The 15,978-nt window shown below is 35.3% G+C and carries 15 protein-coding genes; 3 read left to right on the top strand and 12 right to left on the bottom strand.

Going from position 1 to position 15,978, the window contains the following annotated elements:
* Nucleotides 1-66: 66 nt before the first annotated feature.
* The 3 genes from CGC50_RS01665 (at nucleotide 67) to aroC (ending at nucleotide 2,584) form a co-directional block, all read left to right on the top strand.
* Nucleotides 67-675: a hypothetical protein gene (locus CGC50_RS01665; RefSeq protein ID WP_095909427.1), complete on the top strand. Its 609-nt coding sequence runs from the start codon at nucleotides 67-69 to the stop codon at nucleotides 673-675.
* A 112-nt stretch (nucleotides 676-787) separates the two neighbouring features.
* Nucleotides 788-1,396, top strand: coding sequence for a DUF6707 family protein (locus CGC50_RS01660; protein ID WP_157909404.1), 609 nt, complete (start codon nucleotides 788-790; stop codon nucleotides 1,394-1,396).
* A gap of 114 nt (nucleotides 1,397-1,510) precedes the next feature.
* A complete protein-coding gene (gene aroC, locus CGC50_RS01655) occupies nucleotides 1,511-2,584 on the top strand; it encodes a chorismate synthase (protein WP_095911255.1) in 1,074 nt (357 codons plus the stop codon).
* On the opposite strand, the gene uvrB is transcribed toward aroC, so the two are convergent.
* The 12 genes from uvrB to CGC50_RS01595 all read right to left on the bottom strand — a co-directional run bounded on the left by uvrB (nucleotide 2,566) and on the right by CGC50_RS01595 (nucleotide 15,974).
* Nucleotides 2,566-4,569: an excinuclease ABC subunit UvrB gene (gene uvrB, locus CGC50_RS01650; protein ID WP_095909425.1), complete on the bottom strand. Its 2,004-nt coding sequence runs from the start codon at nucleotides 4,567-4,569 to the stop codon at nucleotides 2,566-2,568. The two genes, aroC and uvrB, sit on opposite strands and share 19 nt — an antisense overlap.
* Nucleotides 4,566-5,639, bottom strand: a complete 1,074-nt coding sequence (locus tag CGC50_RS01645; protein ID WP_095909424.1) for a GDP-L-fucose synthase family protein — start codon at nucleotides 5,637-5,639, stop codon at nucleotides 4,566-4,568. Before CGC50_RS01645 ends, uvrB begins: the two co-directional genes overlap by 4 nt.
* An 85-nt stretch (nucleotides 5,640-5,724) precedes the next feature.
* Entirely contained in the window at nucleotides 5,725-6,894 is a 1,170-nt protein-coding gene (locus CGC50_RS01640; protein ID WP_232781160.1) for a metallophosphoesterase, read from the bottom strand.
* Nucleotides 6,895-6,926: 32 nt separating this feature from the next.
* Nucleotides 6,927-7,466 carry a hypothetical protein gene (locus tag CGC50_RS01635; RefSeq protein WP_095909422.1) on the bottom strand — a complete coding sequence of 180 codons (540 nt, stop codon included), beginning with the start codon at nucleotides 7,464-7,466 and terminating at the stop codon, nucleotides 6,927-6,929.
* Between the two features lie 10 nt (nucleotides 7,467-7,476).
* Nucleotides 7,477-8,634 (bottom strand): GDP-mannose 4,6-dehydratase, encoded by a 1,158-nt coding sequence (gmd, locus tag CGC50_RS01630; protein ID WP_095909421.1) that lies wholly within the window; start codon nucleotides 8,632-8,634, stop codon nucleotides 7,477-7,479.
* A 36-nt stretch (nucleotides 8,635-8,670) separates the two neighbouring features.
* On the bottom strand, nucleotides 8,671-9,477 hold the full coding sequence (locus tag CGC50_RS01625) for a glycosyltransferase family 2 protein (RefSeq protein WP_095909420.1): 807 nt from the start codon (nucleotides 9,475-9,477) through the stop codon (nucleotides 8,671-8,673).
* Nucleotides 9,474-10,523: a glycosyltransferase gene (locus tag CGC50_RS01620; protein ID WP_095909419.1), complete on the bottom strand. Its 1,050-nt coding sequence runs from the start codon at nucleotides 10,521-10,523 to the stop codon at nucleotides 9,474-9,476. The genes CGC50_RS01625 and CGC50_RS01620 overlap by 4 nt, the downstream gene beginning before the upstream one ends.
* The gene (locus CGC50_RS01615) at nucleotides 10,520-11,563 is read right to left on the bottom strand and encodes an EpsG family protein (RefSeq protein WP_095909418.1); all 1,044 of its coding nucleotides are present in this window, start codon (nucleotides 11,561-11,563) and stop codon (nucleotides 10,520-10,522) included. Before CGC50_RS01615 ends, CGC50_RS01620 begins: the two co-directional genes overlap by 4 nt.
* A gap of 3 nt (nucleotides 11,564-11,566) precedes the next feature.
* Entirely contained in the window at nucleotides 11,567-12,580 is a 1,014-nt protein-coding gene (locus tag CGC50_RS01610) for a glycosyltransferase family protein (protein WP_095909417.1), read from the bottom strand.
* The gene (wecB, locus tag CGC50_RS01605) at nucleotides 12,580-13,695 is read right to left on the bottom strand and encodes a non-hydrolyzing UDP-N-acetylglucosamine 2-epimerase (RefSeq protein WP_095909416.1); all 1,116 of its coding nucleotides are present in this window, start codon (nucleotides 13,693-13,695) and stop codon (nucleotides 12,580-12,582) included. Before wecB ends, CGC50_RS01610 begins: the two co-directional genes overlap by 1 nt.
* Nucleotides 13,696-13,761: 66 nt before the next feature.
* Nucleotides 13,762-14,751, bottom strand: a complete 990-nt coding sequence (locus tag CGC50_RS01600; RefSeq protein WP_095909415.1) for a glycosyltransferase family 2 protein — start codon at nucleotides 14,749-14,751, stop codon at nucleotides 13,762-13,764.
* Nucleotides 14,748-15,974, bottom strand: a complete 1,227-nt coding sequence (locus CGC50_RS01595) for an oligosaccharide flippase family protein (RefSeq protein ID WP_095909414.1) — start codon at nucleotides 15,972-15,974, stop codon at nucleotides 14,748-14,750. Before CGC50_RS01595 ends, CGC50_RS01600 begins: the two co-directional genes overlap by 4 nt.
* Nucleotides 15,975-15,978: the final 4 nt, after the last annotated feature.

Below are 15,978 nucleotides of genomic sequence, written 5' to 3'. Positions count from 1 at the left end.
TAGAGAAAAATTATATAATACAGCAATAAACTGCTCTTAACTTTTAATATAAGAATAATAGAGCCAATGATACAGACAGATAAGCCCATAAGCTCCAGCGGATATGGTATAGCTATTATTTCGGCGCAACTATTCCACGAACAATGCAAGGAGCATAAGATTCGTTCTAAGAAAATGCTCTCTTATTTCGATAAGAACCCTTATCTCTTTTATGAATTTGCAGCAAAAGGGGCTTTTATCCCTATCTCTCATATTCATTCGTACTATTACCAAGTTTTCTTTACAATAGATGATAATAGGCAAACTCCTGAGGAATGGGACTTTGTTCCTACTAAAGAAACATTTTGTTTGGAAGTAAAGGATGGAGCGCTTTGGGTAGTTAGCTTTGAGCAATTGGAAGCGTGGAATTACAAGGACTTGGAGGAATTTACAGCCATAGAAACCTATTATTATCTCACCTACGAGGGAGAAAAACAGATAGCTTATAAGGCAGCTAAGTATCCTATTGCTAATGGAAAATACAAAGTAAATATAATAGCTCTGAGGAAAAAAGAAGTAGAGAAGGAAGAAAAATTCCGAGAGGGCTACGCTTTTCTTTTGCAATTGGAAAAAGTAGCAACCCTCCCGAACTCAGATGATGCCTCTCAGTTAGATTTTTCTGAGTTATTCGCATAATTAGTGGGGGTAAGTATGGTGTGTGCAAAATGTAATCATACTTTTGCATACTTAAAATCCTATTTTGGAAATAAAAAATAAGCTTACTAATAAGAAATTAAATGATAAAAGAATGGACACACAAGTAGAAGATATTTTAGATAGGATATTACAATCTTATCCTCAGACCGTATTTACAAAAAATATTGAATTTATAAAAAAGACCAATGCTAATTTAGAGGATGTAGATACCATACAGAGTATAAAAACATTGGCAATATTATTAGAAGTATTGGGAAATGCAGAATTAGCTTTACAAACTTCTAGTATAATTGATAAAATAGAGTTTACAGGGGATATGCTTATCTGGGAAAAGGTGAGAGATGTTCTGATATTAGAATACTTCATATATCAAGAGAGGAAAGAATTTCAAAAAGCTAAAGCCATTATGGATAAAATGACTCTAGTATTTGAAAGAGGAGATGAAGCTCAACAACGTAAATCTAAGAGAATATTAGATAGGGTGCTAAATGGATCTCTATTACATACGGAAGAAATAGAAAATGCAATAAAACGCAATGATATTAAGGCAGAGATTCATCATCATTACCTCCAATATAATATACTTAAATATATGAAAATTAGAGGCGGCTCAGAAGCTTATCCTATTGAAAGGTTAGATCCTATGATTGAGGAGGAAAAGCAATTTATCGCAAAGCATATTGATAAGGCTCTTTTTTAGCAGAACCTTATTTTGTGGAGAAAATAGTGTTTTTCTATTGACTATTTTGTAGGAAAGACGTATCTTTGTACATTGCCTACATGGACAAAAAACTATCTAAATAAAAACAGTATTATGGCAGGAAATACATTTGGGCATCTTTTTAGGCTTACTACCTTTGGTGAATCGCACGGAGAGGCTATAGGTGGCGTGATTGATGGTTGCCCTGCGGGAATCGCATTGGACTTCGAGGAAATACAAAGGGAACTTGATAGGCGTCGGCCTGGGCAGTCGGCTATCGTAACCCAACGCAAGGAAGCGGATAAGGTACAGTTTCTTTCGGGTATCTTTGAGGGAAAAACCACAGGAGTACCTATTGGGTTCATCATAGCCAACACCCAACAACATTCTCAGGACTATGACCACTTGAGAGAGCTATATCGCCCCTCTCACGCGGATTATGTGTATGAGCAGAAATATGGCTTGCGCGACCATCGTGGAGGCGGACGTAGTTCTGCACGGGAAACAACTGTTCGCGTAGTGGCGGGAGCTATTGCCAAGCAGTTCCTAAAAGGCATAAAAGTTACTGCCTATGTATCAGCTGTAGGGGAGTTATCATTACCTGAAGAGGATTATGGTCAGCTTGATTTTTCCCAAATAGAAAAGAATCCTGTACGCTGTCCAGACCCTGTGTTAGCAGCGCAAATGGAATCCTATATCAAAGAGGTACGCAAGGAAGGAGATACCGTAGGGGGGATTGTTTCTTGTGTCATACAAGGTGTACCTGTGGGATTAGGCGAACCCGTTTTTGATCGCCTGCACGCTGAGTTAGGAAAAGCAATGCTCTCTATCAATGCTGTAAAAGGATTTGAGTATGGAGGGGGATTTGCCTCTACTAGAAAAAGAGGTAGCCAAAACAATGATATATTCCTACCTGATGGCACGACTCGTACTAACTACTCAGGGGGCATACAAGGGGGGATTTCCAATGGGATGGATATCTATTTCCGTGTAGCCTTCAAGCCGGTAGCAACCCTTATGCAAGAGCAAGAGACGATCAATAGGGCAGGGGAGGTGGTGCAGTTCCAAGGAAAAGGCAGACACGACCCCTGTGTAGTACCTCGTGCGGTACCCATCGTAGAGGCGATGTCTGCCTTGGTGCTTGCCGATTATTTGCTGATACACAATGCTTATAAGGAGCTTTCTTGAAGCTTTTCCTGAAGCTCCTTGAGTAGGTCTCGATAGTGTGCCGCCTGAATGAAGTCCAATTCTTTGGAAGCGGCTTCCATCAGTTTGCGAGTTTGTTGTATCTCTTTTTCGAGTTCTCCTCTGCTCATAGGTTTGGTAGGGGAGTGTTCTTTCTTTTTCGGGGTATTCTCGTAATGAAATTCTGTAATGGGGCTTTTGCTTAGCGCATTTTCAATCTTTTTATGGAGAGGCTGAGGAGTGATGCCGTGGGTGAGGTTATAGTTCATCTGCTTTTCCCTTCGGTAGGCAGTTTCCTCAATGGTTACGCGCATACTGTCGGTAATTTTGTCGGCATACATAATCGCACGTCCGTCTATATTACGGGCAGCGCGTCCTACCGTTTGTGTCATAGAACGAGCCGAGCGCAAAAAGCCCTCCTTATCAGCATCCAAGATAGCTACCAAGGATACTTCTGGGAGGTCTAATCCTTCCCTGAGTAGGTTCACTCCTATAAGTACATCAAAAAGCCCCTTTCTAAGGTCTTGCATAATCTCGATACGCTCCAGCGTATCCACGTCACTATGCACATAGCGACAACGTACCTCCATCTTGGTCAGGTACTTAGTCAGCTCCTCTGCCATACGCTTGGTAAGGGTGGTTACCAGTACGCGCTGGTCTTCCTCTACACACTTCTGTATTTCTTCCAAGAGGTCATCTATTTGGTTTTTGCTGGGGCGTACCTCTATCTTAGGGTCGAGCAAACCAGTAGGGCGAATGACCTGTTCCACATATACGCCTCCGCACTTCTGCAGTTCGTAGTCTGCGGGGGTAGCACTCACATAGATCACCTGATTTTGTAGCACTTCGAACTCTTCAAACTTAAGTGGGCGGTTGTCCATCGCTGCAGGAAGGCGGAAACCATACTCTACCAAGTTCTCTTTTCTACTCCTGTCGCCCCCATACATAGCGCGTACTTGGGGAACAGTAGCGTGGCTCTCATCTATCACCATAAGGAAGTCCTTAGGGAAATAGTCTATTAGGCAGAAAGGGCGACTTCCTGGTGGGCGTCTGTCCAAGTAGCGCGAATAGTTTTCTATCCCAGAACAATATCCCAGCTCACGTATCATCTCTAGGTCAAAATTGGTACGCTCTTCCAAACGCTTTGCTTCCAAAGTTTTTCCTACCGATTGGAAGAACTCTATTTGCTTGACCAAGTCATCTTGAATATCACGGATAGCGGCTTGCAACACATCGGGAGAGGTAACAAACATATTGGCAGGATAGATATTGAGCTTGTCTAAGCGTTCTATGGTCTTATTTGTCTCGCGGTCAAAGGATTCTATCAGTTCGATTTCATTCCCGAAGAAATGTACCCGAATAGGTGTTTCGCTATACCCAGGGAAGATATCGATAATATCCCCCTTTACCCTAAAGTTTCCGTGAAGGAAGTCGGCCGTAGTGCGCGCATAGAGGCTCTGTACGAGTTGGTGCATAAACTTGGTACGGGTGAGCGTTTGCCCTTCTTCTATAGAGATGACATTCTTCTGAAACTCCAAGGGGTTTCCGATACCATATAGGCAGGACACAGAAGCTACCACGAGCACATCGCGACGGCCAGAGAGTAGGGCAGAGGTAGTACTGAGACGCATTCGCTCAATATCCTCATTGATAGACAAATCTTTCTCTATATACACCCCAGTAACAGGGATATACGCTTCTGGTTGGTAGTAGTCATAATAGGATACGAAGTACTCTACTGCATTATTGGGGAAGAAAGCCTTGAACTCATTATACAGCTGAGCCGCAAGGGTTTTGTTATGAGCTAAAACCAAAGTAGGCACCTGCACCTGCTCCACTACATTGGCTATGGTAAAAGTCTTCCCAGAGCCGGTAACCCCTAAGAGTGTTTGGTATTTTTCTTGGTCATTAATACCATTCACTAAGGAGGCAATGGCTGCAGGCTGGTCGCCCATAGGTTTAAAATCGGATACTAATTGGAATTTCATTTTAGGTAATGTTCGTACATCATCTTAACGCCTTTTTCTAAGGAAACCGTATGTTTCCAACCTAAGTTGTGTAGCTTGGTAGGGTCGGTGAGTTTTTTCATAGTCCCATCAGGTTTGGAGCTATCGAACTCTATTGTTCCCTTGTAGCCAATAGCTTCACGAATCAGTTCGGCAAGAGCTTTAATACTTAGATCGGAACCAGTACCTATATTGATATGAGTATTTCGTATTTCCTTGTTATCGGTAGTATAGGTGTCCTTAAAGTTGATACGTTCCATGATAAATACACATGCATCGGCCATGTCCTCACTCCAGAGAAACTCTCTCAGAGGGGTGCCAGTACCCCAAAGGACTACTTTGTCCTTGAATATACCATATTTGGCAAGTGCCAAGATAATATCTTCCTGTTTGCTCTCTCCTGTGATATAGCCTTCGATAGGGCGCTTGTTGAGGTCTTTTTTGATTGTCTGCCAATCATTCTCAAGGAGAGCTTTGGCCAAGTGGATCTTACGAATCATAGCTGGCAATACGTGAGATTTCTCTAAGTCAAAATTGTCATTAGGTCCATAGAGATTGGTAGGCATTACTGAGATAAAATTGGTACCATATTGTAAGTTATAGCTCTCACACATCTTGATGCCAGCAATCTTGGCAATGGCATAAGGCTCATTGGTATATTCCAAAGGAGAGGTAAGCAAACAGTCCTCAGGCATAGGCTGAGGAGCTTCCTTAGGGTAGATACAAGTACTACCCAAGAAAAGGAGCTTCTTTACCCCATTCTCATAAGCTGCATGGATCACATTATTCTGAATCATGAGATTTTCATAGATAAAGTCTGCACGATAGGTATTATTGGCCAAGATACCTCCTACTTTGGCAGCAGCCAAGAATACATACTCGGGCTTTTCTTTTTCAAAGAAAGCATTGACTTCTTGTGTATTGCGCAAGTCTAACTCAGTGTGAGTACGTCCTATGAGGTTTGTATATCCCTTATTTTTAAGATTTTTCCAAATAGCCGATCCTACAAGACCTCGGTGTCCAGCTACATAAATTTTCGCATTTTTGTTCATAATAGTGTAATAAGTAAAAAATCAATTTAGAATAACCAAGAAAGTATTCTAAATTGATTTTTCATAGTTGTTAGTTTATAAATGATTAATCGTCATCAACTTCCTTAGCACGTTCTTTGATAGCGGATTTCTGTCCTTGTATATCCACCATGTATTCTTGTCCGTTTTCAATGAGTAGTCCTTGGGTAGTTCCTTGAGCATGAAGTACATCCAAGTCAATTACTTGCTTGTCCATAAGGTAGGTTACTGACTCATGAAGGGTATGACCGATGACAAACTTCTTAGCCCCCATATTCTTAGCGATGGCAGCAAACTCATTTTTGTCAATAGTTTCTTTACCATATCCGCGGTACCAGGTAGGACTTTTTCCACGCATATAGACTACAGAACGCAAAGGATCCACCCCTGCTCTGTCCTCTACATTATCGAAGTAGAAGTTTCTGGCGAACTTATTAATACCCTCTACTCCAAGGTTAAGATCACTTACTTCCTTGGAAATACCAGCATGGATAAAGATATAGTCCCCAATCTTTTCTAAGATATTTTTAGTAGCTAACCAACGGCCTAACTCTGTATTAGGTTTGTACAAATCGTAGTATTCTACGCCCATAAGTTTGGCATTTTCAAGGTATTTCTTACGAGTGTAGCGGAAGTCATTCTTCATATTCATGAGGTCGTGATTTCCTAAGATAAAATGCACTTTTCCCCCTGCTTTTTCTGCTTGTTCTTCCAAAGAGTAGATAAGCCAAAGTGTCTGATTGACTAACAACCCACGATCAAAGAAATCTCCTACAGTTACCAAATGTCCTTTACCAAAAGTCCATTTGTAGTTTTTGTCCATCACTTTGTTGGCGATAAGGAACTGCTTGAATTCCTGATAACGTCCCTCTATGTCAGAGATAGCAATGAGCTTTTCAGGCATTTGATACACAGAAGGTTGGTTCTGTAGTAGCTCCTGTACTTTAAAAGAGAAATGCTCTTTGTTGTCTACATAACAGGTGAGTTTTTTTCCTGCAATAGGATTCTTGAACGTCTCACTTACCAGAGTCGCTTGTTGATTTTTTTCAACAATTTGTTTTACCACTGCCTCTGTTTGGGTGTAGAAGATGTAAGGCCCATCAAAATCCGCTTTTGAGGTATCAGCCTTCAACCTTTTCTCAGAATAATGCACTTTTGTCTGTGCATTTACGGATAGATTACTGCCCAAGGTAAGCAATCCCATAGCGGCAGCATACATAAAATTAAATCTTCTCATAAAATAATAATATGAATTTGTGTTTTATTATATTACGTGTTGTATTTTTCCTCTATTTCTTCAGTGCTGATAGGCTCTAAGCTATTCAGATCCGTTTTATAGAAGGCATTGATTTTGGAGAAATAGGCATCAATCGTTATGTTGAGCTGTTCTGTTACATTTTTCCAACGAGCTATAAACCAATGAGTGAAAATAGATAGTTTTTCTTTTCTATATTCACTTAAAAGGTCTTCTATTTGGGCTTCCTCAAGAGAGGTTTCATATAAAAGATCTTCCAAAATCTCCTCCTGCGAGGCATACCTATCCGAAGGAAAGTGATTTTCTTCCCTTTCAGTAAGGAGTAGGCATATGTCTGAGATGATTTCACTCTTTTCCCCTAAGGCATAGAAAGAAATAGACATGTCGTCATGGTCATACTCAAAGCAAAAAGCCCTCACATCTGTTTCATCTTTGCCTTCAAGGTAGGGAATAGTACTATTGGTAAGTAACCCTTTCAAATCCTCTTCCATAAGAGGAGAGCACTTTTCTAAGTCACTGATGAAGATATGTCTGAGCTTTTGAGTAAGTTCCATAGAGTCTTTTTTATTCGAAATAATTCATAATAGTAAAACCACCTTCCTTAAGGTAGGCATCCCGCTTAAAGAGCTTGATATCGGAACGCATCATATCTTCCACCAATGATTTGAGATCATACTGAGGTTTCCAACCCAAGACAGTTTGTGATTTGGTAGGGTCTCCTATAAGCAAATCCACTTCGGTAGGGCGGAAATACTGAGGATCCACCAATACTACAGCTTCATTTTTAGCTATTTTTTCTTCTATATGAGGGAGGTATTTTTCGCCTACTTTTTCAGAGAATACTGCTTTGTCTACCGCGGTGATATATCCTTTTTCCTCGGTACCTTCACCCTTGAATTCTATGGTGAGGCCAATTTCCTTTCCTGCCAAAGCAATGAAATCACGGATAGCCGTAGTGATACCTGTAGCGATTACATAGTCAGAAGGTGTATCTTGTTGTAGGATAAGGTACATTGCCTTGATATAATCCTTGGCATGTCCCCAGTCACGCTGAGAGCTGAGATTACCCATATAGAAACGCTCTTGCATACCCAAGGCCACACGGCTTAGGGCGCGAGTTACCTTCCGCGTCACGAAAGTTTCCCCACGGATAGGCGATTCATGGTTGAAGAGAATCCCATTGGAAGCGTGCATCTTATACGCTTCACGATAGTTTACAGTAATCCAGTACGCATAGAGCTTAGCCACAGCATAGGGAGAGCGAGGATAGAAAGGTGTTCTCTCACTTTGTGGTACTTCCTGTACCAATCCATATAGTTCAGAAGTAGAAGCCTGATAGATACGTGTTTTCTCAGTTAGCCCCAATAAGCGTACGGCTTCCAAGATACGTAAGGTACCCAATCCATCGGCATTGCCTACGTACTCAGGGGTTTGGAAGCTCACATGTACGTGGCTCATAGCCGCCAAGTTGTAGATCTCATCAGGTTGTACCTCTTGGATAAGGCGAGTGATGTTCATACTATCGGTAAGGTCGCCGTAATGCAAGATAAGATTGCGGTTTTCCAAATGCGGATCCTGATACAGATGGTCAATACGATCTGTATTAAAGAGGGACGAACGGCGCTTCATGCCATGTACTTCATAACCTTTCTTGAGGAGATATTCCGCAAGATAGGCACCATCCTGTCCTGTAATTCCTGTAATGAGTGCTTTTTTAGGCATTAGTGATTTGTTTGTGCAAAGGTACGAATTTTATTTTTATTTTCTAAGATATTTATATAAAGCTTTTAATATTCCAGTAGGTAGCATCCTTGGAAAGACACGCAAAAGGAAGATAAAAAAACCCGAAAAGATATTTTGAAGTTTTAGTTGTTTCTTTAAATTAAATAATTTCCATTCACCTTTGATATAGTCTCTTCCTCTTCTACGAGCAACCATATTACTTCCAGCACGAGCTAAAAGCAATACATCGTCTATATTACCAACCTCATATCCTTGGGCGATGACACGTAGCCATAGATTATAATCTTCTAAGAAAAGATGATGTTGGTATCCTCCTACTGCTTCAATAATATCTTTACGAAAAGCAACAGTCATATGATTAAAAGGACTCCTTGAGACGGCATATTTCTTAATGTTTTCATTCTTGATAGGAACTTTTCTATAACCTGTAATTATTGTCTTATCATCTGAAAATTCAGCTATATGTCCACTAAATAATACTACATCAGAATGCTGTTTTATAAATTCTACTTGTTTTTTAAAACGATCAGGTAAGCAAATATCATCTGTATCCATACGAAATACCCAATTGTAAGAGCAATGTTTCAAGCCTTCATTAAGGGCTTTTCCTAGACCTACATTTTGAGGTAATCGAATAATCTTAATGGGTAAAATAGAGGTATATTGTATCACTACTTTTTCTAGTTCAGGGGTAACCACACCATCAAAAACCATTACAATTTCAGTGGCTTGTAAAGACTGTGCTTTTAAACTCTCTAAACATTCCTTGAGAAATTCTGGTTTCTCTTTATAGTATAATGATAATAGGACTGAGAATTTCATAGTTCTTCTATATAAATTTTTGTATATTCTTTTGACATTTTTTGAGCAGATAAGTTATAATATGATTTGTTAGAATGATTCTTTTCTAAGGATTTATAGTTTGAGATATTTTCTATAAAATCTCCACAAGAAGGATTATTTTTTAAAAATTCTCTATGAGATGGAATATCAGAAAGGTAAGCATAACAACCACAAGAAACTGCTTCCAAAATACTCATAGGATAACCTTCAGCACTAGAAACAGATACTACAAAATCAGCTAACTGATAATACTTCTCAGGAGTATTATTGAATCCTAAAAAAAGAATATTGGGATTATTTTTTGCTTTTTCCTTACAAATATCTTCTTCTTCTCCTTCTCCTAATAGGAGTAGTTTACTATTATCAAAGTTCTGAGTGTTAAAAATTTCTATTAGTTTTGATACATTTTTTCTTTTTATAAATCTACCTGCAAAAATAAAAATAGATTCATCTATTTTGAATCCTAACTCCTTACGAACTAATATTCTATCTTCTATAGATAAGGGCTTAAAAATATTTTGATTAACACCATTGTTTATATTTGATAATTTTTCTTTCTGTATAAATTTGGTGAGATATTCCTCTATAGATTTTGAACAACCTACAATTTTGCTAAAGTGGTTATTCTTAAGAAAATAAAGATGCATTATAGCTCCTACTAAACCTTTAAAGAAGCCATACTCTTTGATATAATCATTAAAAAATAGACAATGTATAGTGGTTATTTTTACTATATTGTTATTGATAAACTTTATATATTTATCAGGGAAATAACCATGGGAGTGTATAATATCTAAATCATTTAAATGATTAAAAAAAATATTTTTATCAGGATAGTTCTCCATATAAATGATCCCTAAAGAACATTGCTTTTGAATATTCTTTTCATAACCAATATTGTTTTTCCTTATAGCAATAAGTTGTATATCAAATACATTTTTATTAAGGAAAGAAATAATATTAAATACTACATTCACAGGACCACAATTTTTAATCTCAGGAACGAAAAAACCTATTTTTTTCATAAAGATAATGGTTTAAAATAATCCTCTATGACAAAAGGAGCTTGAAACATATAAGTAGCTATAGCTTGTGCTATTACAAATAGTATTAGAAATATGTGATTGAAATATTTGAATCTATAAAAAGCAAAAGGTAGAATGAAAATTTCAGAGAAAGAAAAAGCTGTGGCAAAACGACCACTTAAAATAGCAAAGTCAGAAAAACCTATTCTAAAAGCTACTCCTACAATAAAAAGAAGGAAAAAAATAGTAAAAAGTTTATTCCTATACATTTTTTCATTCATGAGAAATAAGATAAATAAAAAGGTGAAAAAAGCCTTTATATTAGGTAATCTGAAAATACCTACATTTTCTGCATATTCTGAAGAATTTGAATAAACTTCAACTCTACTTGATATATTTGTTAAGAGATTAACTAATAAAAATTTAGCAATAATTATAAATATTATAAAGAGAAATACTGATATCCATTTAAATTCATTAATAGATAAGTCTATTTTTTTTAATATAATGCTTAAGAGTACTCCTATAAGTATAACAGGTAAAGCTATTTGATGAAAAGAAAAAGCTAATAGGGTAATTAATAAAAATTTTATAGAGAATTTATTATTATCCATGATAAAAACAGTTATAGCAAATAAAGCTAAAGGAGTGGCAAGCCCTTGCCGTATTTGCATAAATTGTTGTAACAAGAAGTAGCCAGTAGAGATATATAATAAAAGAACAGATAATATTGTTACATTAAGTTTTTTAGAGATTAGATATATTATAAGAAATGTAAAAAGAGAAAATATTGTGAATAGAATAACATGAGAATGAGTTATTAAATTAATTATATAACAATACCATCCAAAACCTATTTCCATTCCTGTAAAAAGATAAAATTTTATAGGGTTAAGAAGATCTAAGCTATCAATGTTCTTAAATACAGTTAAGTAGACAATAGTATCTCGTGTATTTCCTCTATTACCTACAAAAAGAGCGATAAAAAAAGAAATGGTTAGAAAACCAATAGTGCTTTTTTTTACTAAAATTTGTTGCATAAGCTATCTAATCAACTTAATATATTTCTCATCATTGTAATAATTATCAAAGATACTTTTTACAATATTATAATAATTCAGAGGGTCTATATTTGTCTTTTTTTCAAATTCCAAAATTTTTTGTACAACTTTTTCTATATTTATATTTGCTGAAAGTTTTAGTTCATATTCCTTTAAATTAATCTTTTCTTTGAAATCACCTACAGCATCTGTAAATATAGGAATCAATCCTACTGAAAGATAAGAATTCATTTTTGTAGGTGTTGCTACATAATTTATCACATTTTTTTTACGAATGAGGAATCCATATTTATATTTTGACAATTCTACTTCCAATTCTTCCAAAGGAATATATTTTACCTCAAAATGTTGTATTTGTTTTTCAGTTAAGGCTGTATTTGCTTTTTCTATTTCAGCAGTTAGAATTGTCAATTTGCTATGAGGTAGTTTTTCTTCTATCTTTTTATAGATAGTTAGCATTTCATCAAAACACTGCCAAGCGCTTAAACTTCCTGCATATACAAAGTATGGTTTAGTATATCTGTTGGGGGTAAAGAAGGTGTCTTTCTGCAAATGTTTATTGTAACAAGGAATAATCATTGCTTTATGTTTTACCTTTACTTTATATTTTTTTTCATAATGTTGTAACATTGCTTCAGAAACAAAAAATATTTTTGTAGTGAATTTCATTATCAACCATTCTATTATACATCTCAAATAGTAGAAGAGTTTATTGGGTTTGGTAAGCATCACTTCTTCTGGTGAAACTCCCTGTACCCAATGGATAATTTTAATACCACGACGCTTAAAAAAACATTGCATAAAGGTGTTGAGCTCAATAGTAAGTACTACATCTTTATTTTTTATTTCACTCAAACTATTACAACGTATTGAACTCCCCCCTGCTTTTTCGATAGCCTTTTCAATGAGTTCAATATAATATTGAGTGGCATCATTCAGACTATTTCGCTCAGGAGGTAGAAAAATTTTAATATTTTGACTACTGAATATATTCATTATTTCTTAAAGAATTCGACTATTCGTTCACAAGCCTTACCATCGCCATAAGGGTTGTGTAAAGCACTCATTTTAGTATATTTCTCTTGGTTGTTAAGTAGTTGCTCGCATTCACCTACTATTTTTTGCTCATCGGTACCTACCAAGATTACTGTACCTGCACTTACTGCTTCAGGGCGCTCGGTAGTGTCACGCATTACCAATACAGGTTTGCCTAAGCTAGGCGCTTCCTCTTGTACGCCACCACTATCGGTAATGATAAGATGGGATTGGTTCATCAGCCAAACAAAAGCAGGATAGGCTAAAGGTGCTATGAGTTTCACATTTTCAATACCTGATAATATACGATAAACAGGTTCTTTTACATTAGGGTTTAAATGTACTGGATAGACTACCTGTACCTCAGGATTTTGTAAGGCGATTTTTTTCAGTGCCTGACAGATATGTATAAAGCCTTCGCCTTGGTTTTCACGACGGTGTCCTGTAACCAAAATTAGCTTTTTAGTGCTATCTATTATCTTTTTTAAAGCATCAATCTCTTTGTCTTGTAATTTTTCTACTTTTTTAGTACTTTCTAAAAGAGCATCTATCACTGTATTGCCCGTTACTAGAATACTTTTTTCGTCTATCCCTTCTCTTAATAAATTTTGCTTTGCTTGTTGGGTAGGGGCAAAATGAAAATCGGCTATAGCTCCTGTTACTTTGCGATTGATCTCCTCAGGAAAAGGTGCGTGTTTATTAAAGGTTCTAAGTCCTGCTTCTATATGACACACTTTAGCTCCTGCATAAAATCCAGCAATGCTTGCAGCCATAGTAGTAGTTGTATCGCCATGTACAAATATGTAGTTAGGATTACAATCTTCTAAAACAGCTTTTAGTTCTGTAATAATTGTAGAGGTAAGAGTATACAAATTCTGATTAGGCTTCATTACATTGAGGTCGTAATCTGCTTTTATCTCAAAGAAATCTAATACTTGATCCAACATCTCACGATGTTGTGCTGTCACACATACTTTTGTATCAAAAGTTGTTTCTTTTTGAAAAGCCTTTATGAGCGGAGCCATTTTAATAGCCTCGGGACGTGTACCAAATATGAAAAGGAGTTTCTGTTTCATTTTGTTTTCTTATTTAATTATAGAAATTTTCTAAATAACTGAAAAAGTTGTTCCTATTCATATTTTTTACTTTTTTATAATATTTTTTGTGTTTACGAGCATTCTAAGCAACCAGAAAGGAGTTTTAGAAATTATATGATATTTAAAAGTATTATATATCTGAGGTTCATTAATTTCTTCTTTTATATATTTAATTCTTTCTTTAATATCTTGTTCTGCTATAGAATAAGGTTGTTTCAATAAGATATTAAAAATATAAAAGTTATATTGGTTTAGAAAGTTTAAAAAATATTGTCTTTTGTTATTATTTATTGTATTTTTATACAAAGTATAATTCTTGTATAATAAAGAGAAAATAGAAAACATATGTGTTTTATTACGAACGATATTAGCCAAATTCATACTTTGCCCCTCTCTACCTACATAATAACGATATAAGGGCAGTTTATAATAAATAAAACGATTAGTTTTAAAAAAAGGCAAATGGGCATAAAGGACATCTGTATAAAATGTTTTTTCAGGTAATTTGAAATTTACTTCTTTGAATAAAGAAGTTCTATATGCAATTCTATGCATTGCTAGAAAATTTGGTATTTTAGTTATATCTACTTGATCAATAGAATAAATTTTATTTTCTGATATATTTAATCCTACTAATTCTTGCTTGTTTTGGCTTACATATTCTACAACATAATCCGTCATAACCATATCAATATCCAATCCTTGTAGATTCTCTATAAATACTTTAAAGGAATCTTTATCAAACCAATCATCAGAATCTAAGAGTTTAAAATATTTTCCTGTAGCGAGTTCTAATCCTTTATTTATGGCTGAACTATGTCCTCCATTTTCTTTATTAATTACAATAAATGTATTAGGATATTTTTGAGCATATTCTTGAGCTATAGCTAATGAATTGTCAGGACTCCCATCAATAACTATTAAGACCTCCAATATATCCATATATTCATCAATGATTAATGAATCTAAGCATTTAGGAAGGTATTCTTCTGTATTGTATACAGGAACAGTTATAGTAAGTAATTTATCACTCATAAGTCTATTATTTTTTTTCTTCTAATATAGATATATGCTATTATAGAAACTAATGACTCTACAACTACATTGGTAGCTGTAAGTGTATATAATGATATAGAATGGAATCCATAAAGTGTCAAAACAATTAATAAATAAGAAAAAGCTGATAAAAAGACAATTCTTGTGAAAACTTTATTATATCCAAAAGGTAACAAGGTTAATATCATTAATACATTGCTTATTCCTATGATAGGTACTGTTAGGAATAGTATTCTTAATACCATTTCATTCCCTCCAAAGTAAGCTACAATCTGATTTGAAAATAAAAAAACCATTAAATATAAAAAACTATTCATAAGAATTGAACCTTTGAGAACTTTCCTTAAAAAAGAACCATTCTTCTCTAAAGATATTTTAGGATATAAAACCTGATTAATCATTCCCTGAGGAACTTTTCCCATATTAGTAATTTTCTCTGCCAAATCATAATAAGTAACCTCTCGCATACCTAAAAAGTGACCAATAATAATCTTATTGGCATTTACATATATCTGAATAGAAACATTAGATATAAATAAATGGTATGATGATTTTATATATTCAATAAGTGTTTTTGATGGAACTCTTATTAATTGTAATTTGTATTTTCCATATAATAAAGAGAAACTAACAACTCCTGCCAAAAGAGCCCCAATTCCATTCAGCAAAGGAAAAAATAAATAGTCACTAGGTGATTTTATAAATACAAAAATCATTCCTATAAACAAAACACGTATTCCAAAATTGATAAAAGTAATATATTTCATTTCTTCTATTCCTTGAAAAAACCAAGTAGGGAATAGAATTTCATTGAGACATATCCAAAAGGATAAATAGTATAAGGTATAATCCATTTTGGATGTATAAAACATATAACATGATATTAATGATAATGAAATTATCAGAAATAATGTTTTAATAATGGTCACTGCACTAATAATCTCATTTAATTTCTTAGGGTTATCTCTATGTAAACTAACGTCTCTTGCTGCTGTAAAATTGAAACCAAAAACAACTAAAATATTAAAATAAGTAACTACAGCCTGTGCAAATACTACAGTTCCATACATCACCTCTCCTAAAGTTTTTACCAAATAAGGATAAGTAATTAAAGGAGTAATTAATGAGAGTATTTGTAAAAAAGACAAATAAGAAAAATTTTCAATGAGCTTTTTATGTTGTTTTAGTTTATCAAATACCATTCTA

It is taken from the genome of Capnocytophaga gingivalis (assembly GCF_002302415.1).
Lineage (GTDB): Bacteria > Bacteroidota > Bacteroidia > Flavobacteriales > Flavobacteriaceae > Capnocytophaga > Capnocytophaga gingivalis.
This window is presented reverse-complemented; position numbering and strand designations above follow the sequence as displayed.

What these genes read in the sequence shown, in the direction of transcription:
- CGC50_RS01665 (WP_095909427.1), top strand. Translation starts at nt 67, where the DNA reads ATGATACAGACAGATAAGCCCATAAGCTCCAGCGGATATGGTATAGCT.
- CGC50_RS01660 (WP_157909404.1), top strand. Translation starts at nt 788, where the DNA reads ATGGACACACAAGTAGAAGATATTTTAGATAGGATATTACAATCTTAT.
- aroC (WP_095911255.1), top strand. Translation starts at nt 1,511, where the DNA reads ATGGCAGGAAATACATTTGGGCATCTTTTTAGGCTTACTACCTTTGGT.
- uvrB (WP_095909425.1), bottom strand. Translation starts at nt 4,569, where the DNA reads ATGAAATTCCAATTAGTATCCGATTTTAAACCTATGGGCGACCAGCCT.
- CGC50_RS01645 (WP_095909424.1), bottom strand. Translation starts at nt 5,639, where the DNA reads ATGAACAAAAATGCGAAAATTTATGTAGCTGGACACCGAGGTCTTGTA.
- CGC50_RS01640 (WP_232781160.1), bottom strand. Translation starts at nt 6,894, where the DNA reads ATGAGAAGATTTAATTTTATGTATGCTGCCGCTATGGGATTGCTTACC.
- CGC50_RS01635 (WP_095909422.1), bottom strand. Translation starts at nt 7,466, where the DNA reads ATGGAACTTACTCAAAAGCTCAGACATATCTTCATCAGTGACTTAGAA.
- gmd (WP_095909421.1), bottom strand. Translation starts at nt 8,634, where the DNA reads ATGCCTAAAAAAGCACTCATTACAGGAATTACAGGACAGGATGGTGCC.
- CGC50_RS01625 (WP_095909420.1), bottom strand. Translation starts at nt 9,477, where the DNA reads ATGAAATTCTCAGTCCTATTATCATTATACTATAAAGAGAAACCAGAA.
- CGC50_RS01620 (WP_095909419.1), bottom strand. Translation starts at nt 10,523, where the DNA reads ATGAAAAAAATAGGTTTTTTCGTTCCTGAGATTAAAAATTGTGGTCCT.
- CGC50_RS01615 (WP_095909418.1), bottom strand. Translation starts at nt 11,563, where the DNA reads ATGCAACAAATTTTAGTAAAAAAAAGCACTATTGGTTTTCTAACCATT.
- CGC50_RS01610 (WP_095909417.1), bottom strand. Translation starts at nt 12,580, where the DNA reads ATGAATATATTCAGTAGTCAAAATATTAAAATTTTTCTACCTCCTGAG.
- wecB (WP_095909416.1), bottom strand. Translation starts at nt 13,695, where the DNA reads ATGAAACAGAAACTCCTTTTCATATTTGGTACACGTCCCGAGGCTATT.
- CGC50_RS01600 (WP_095909415.1), bottom strand. Translation starts at nt 14,751, where the DNA reads ATGAGTGATAAATTACTTACTATAACTGTTCCTGTATACAATACAGAA.
- CGC50_RS01595 (WP_095909414.1), bottom strand. Translation starts at nt 15,974, where the DNA reads ATGGTATTTGATAAACTAAAACAACATAAAAAGCTCATTGAAAATTTT.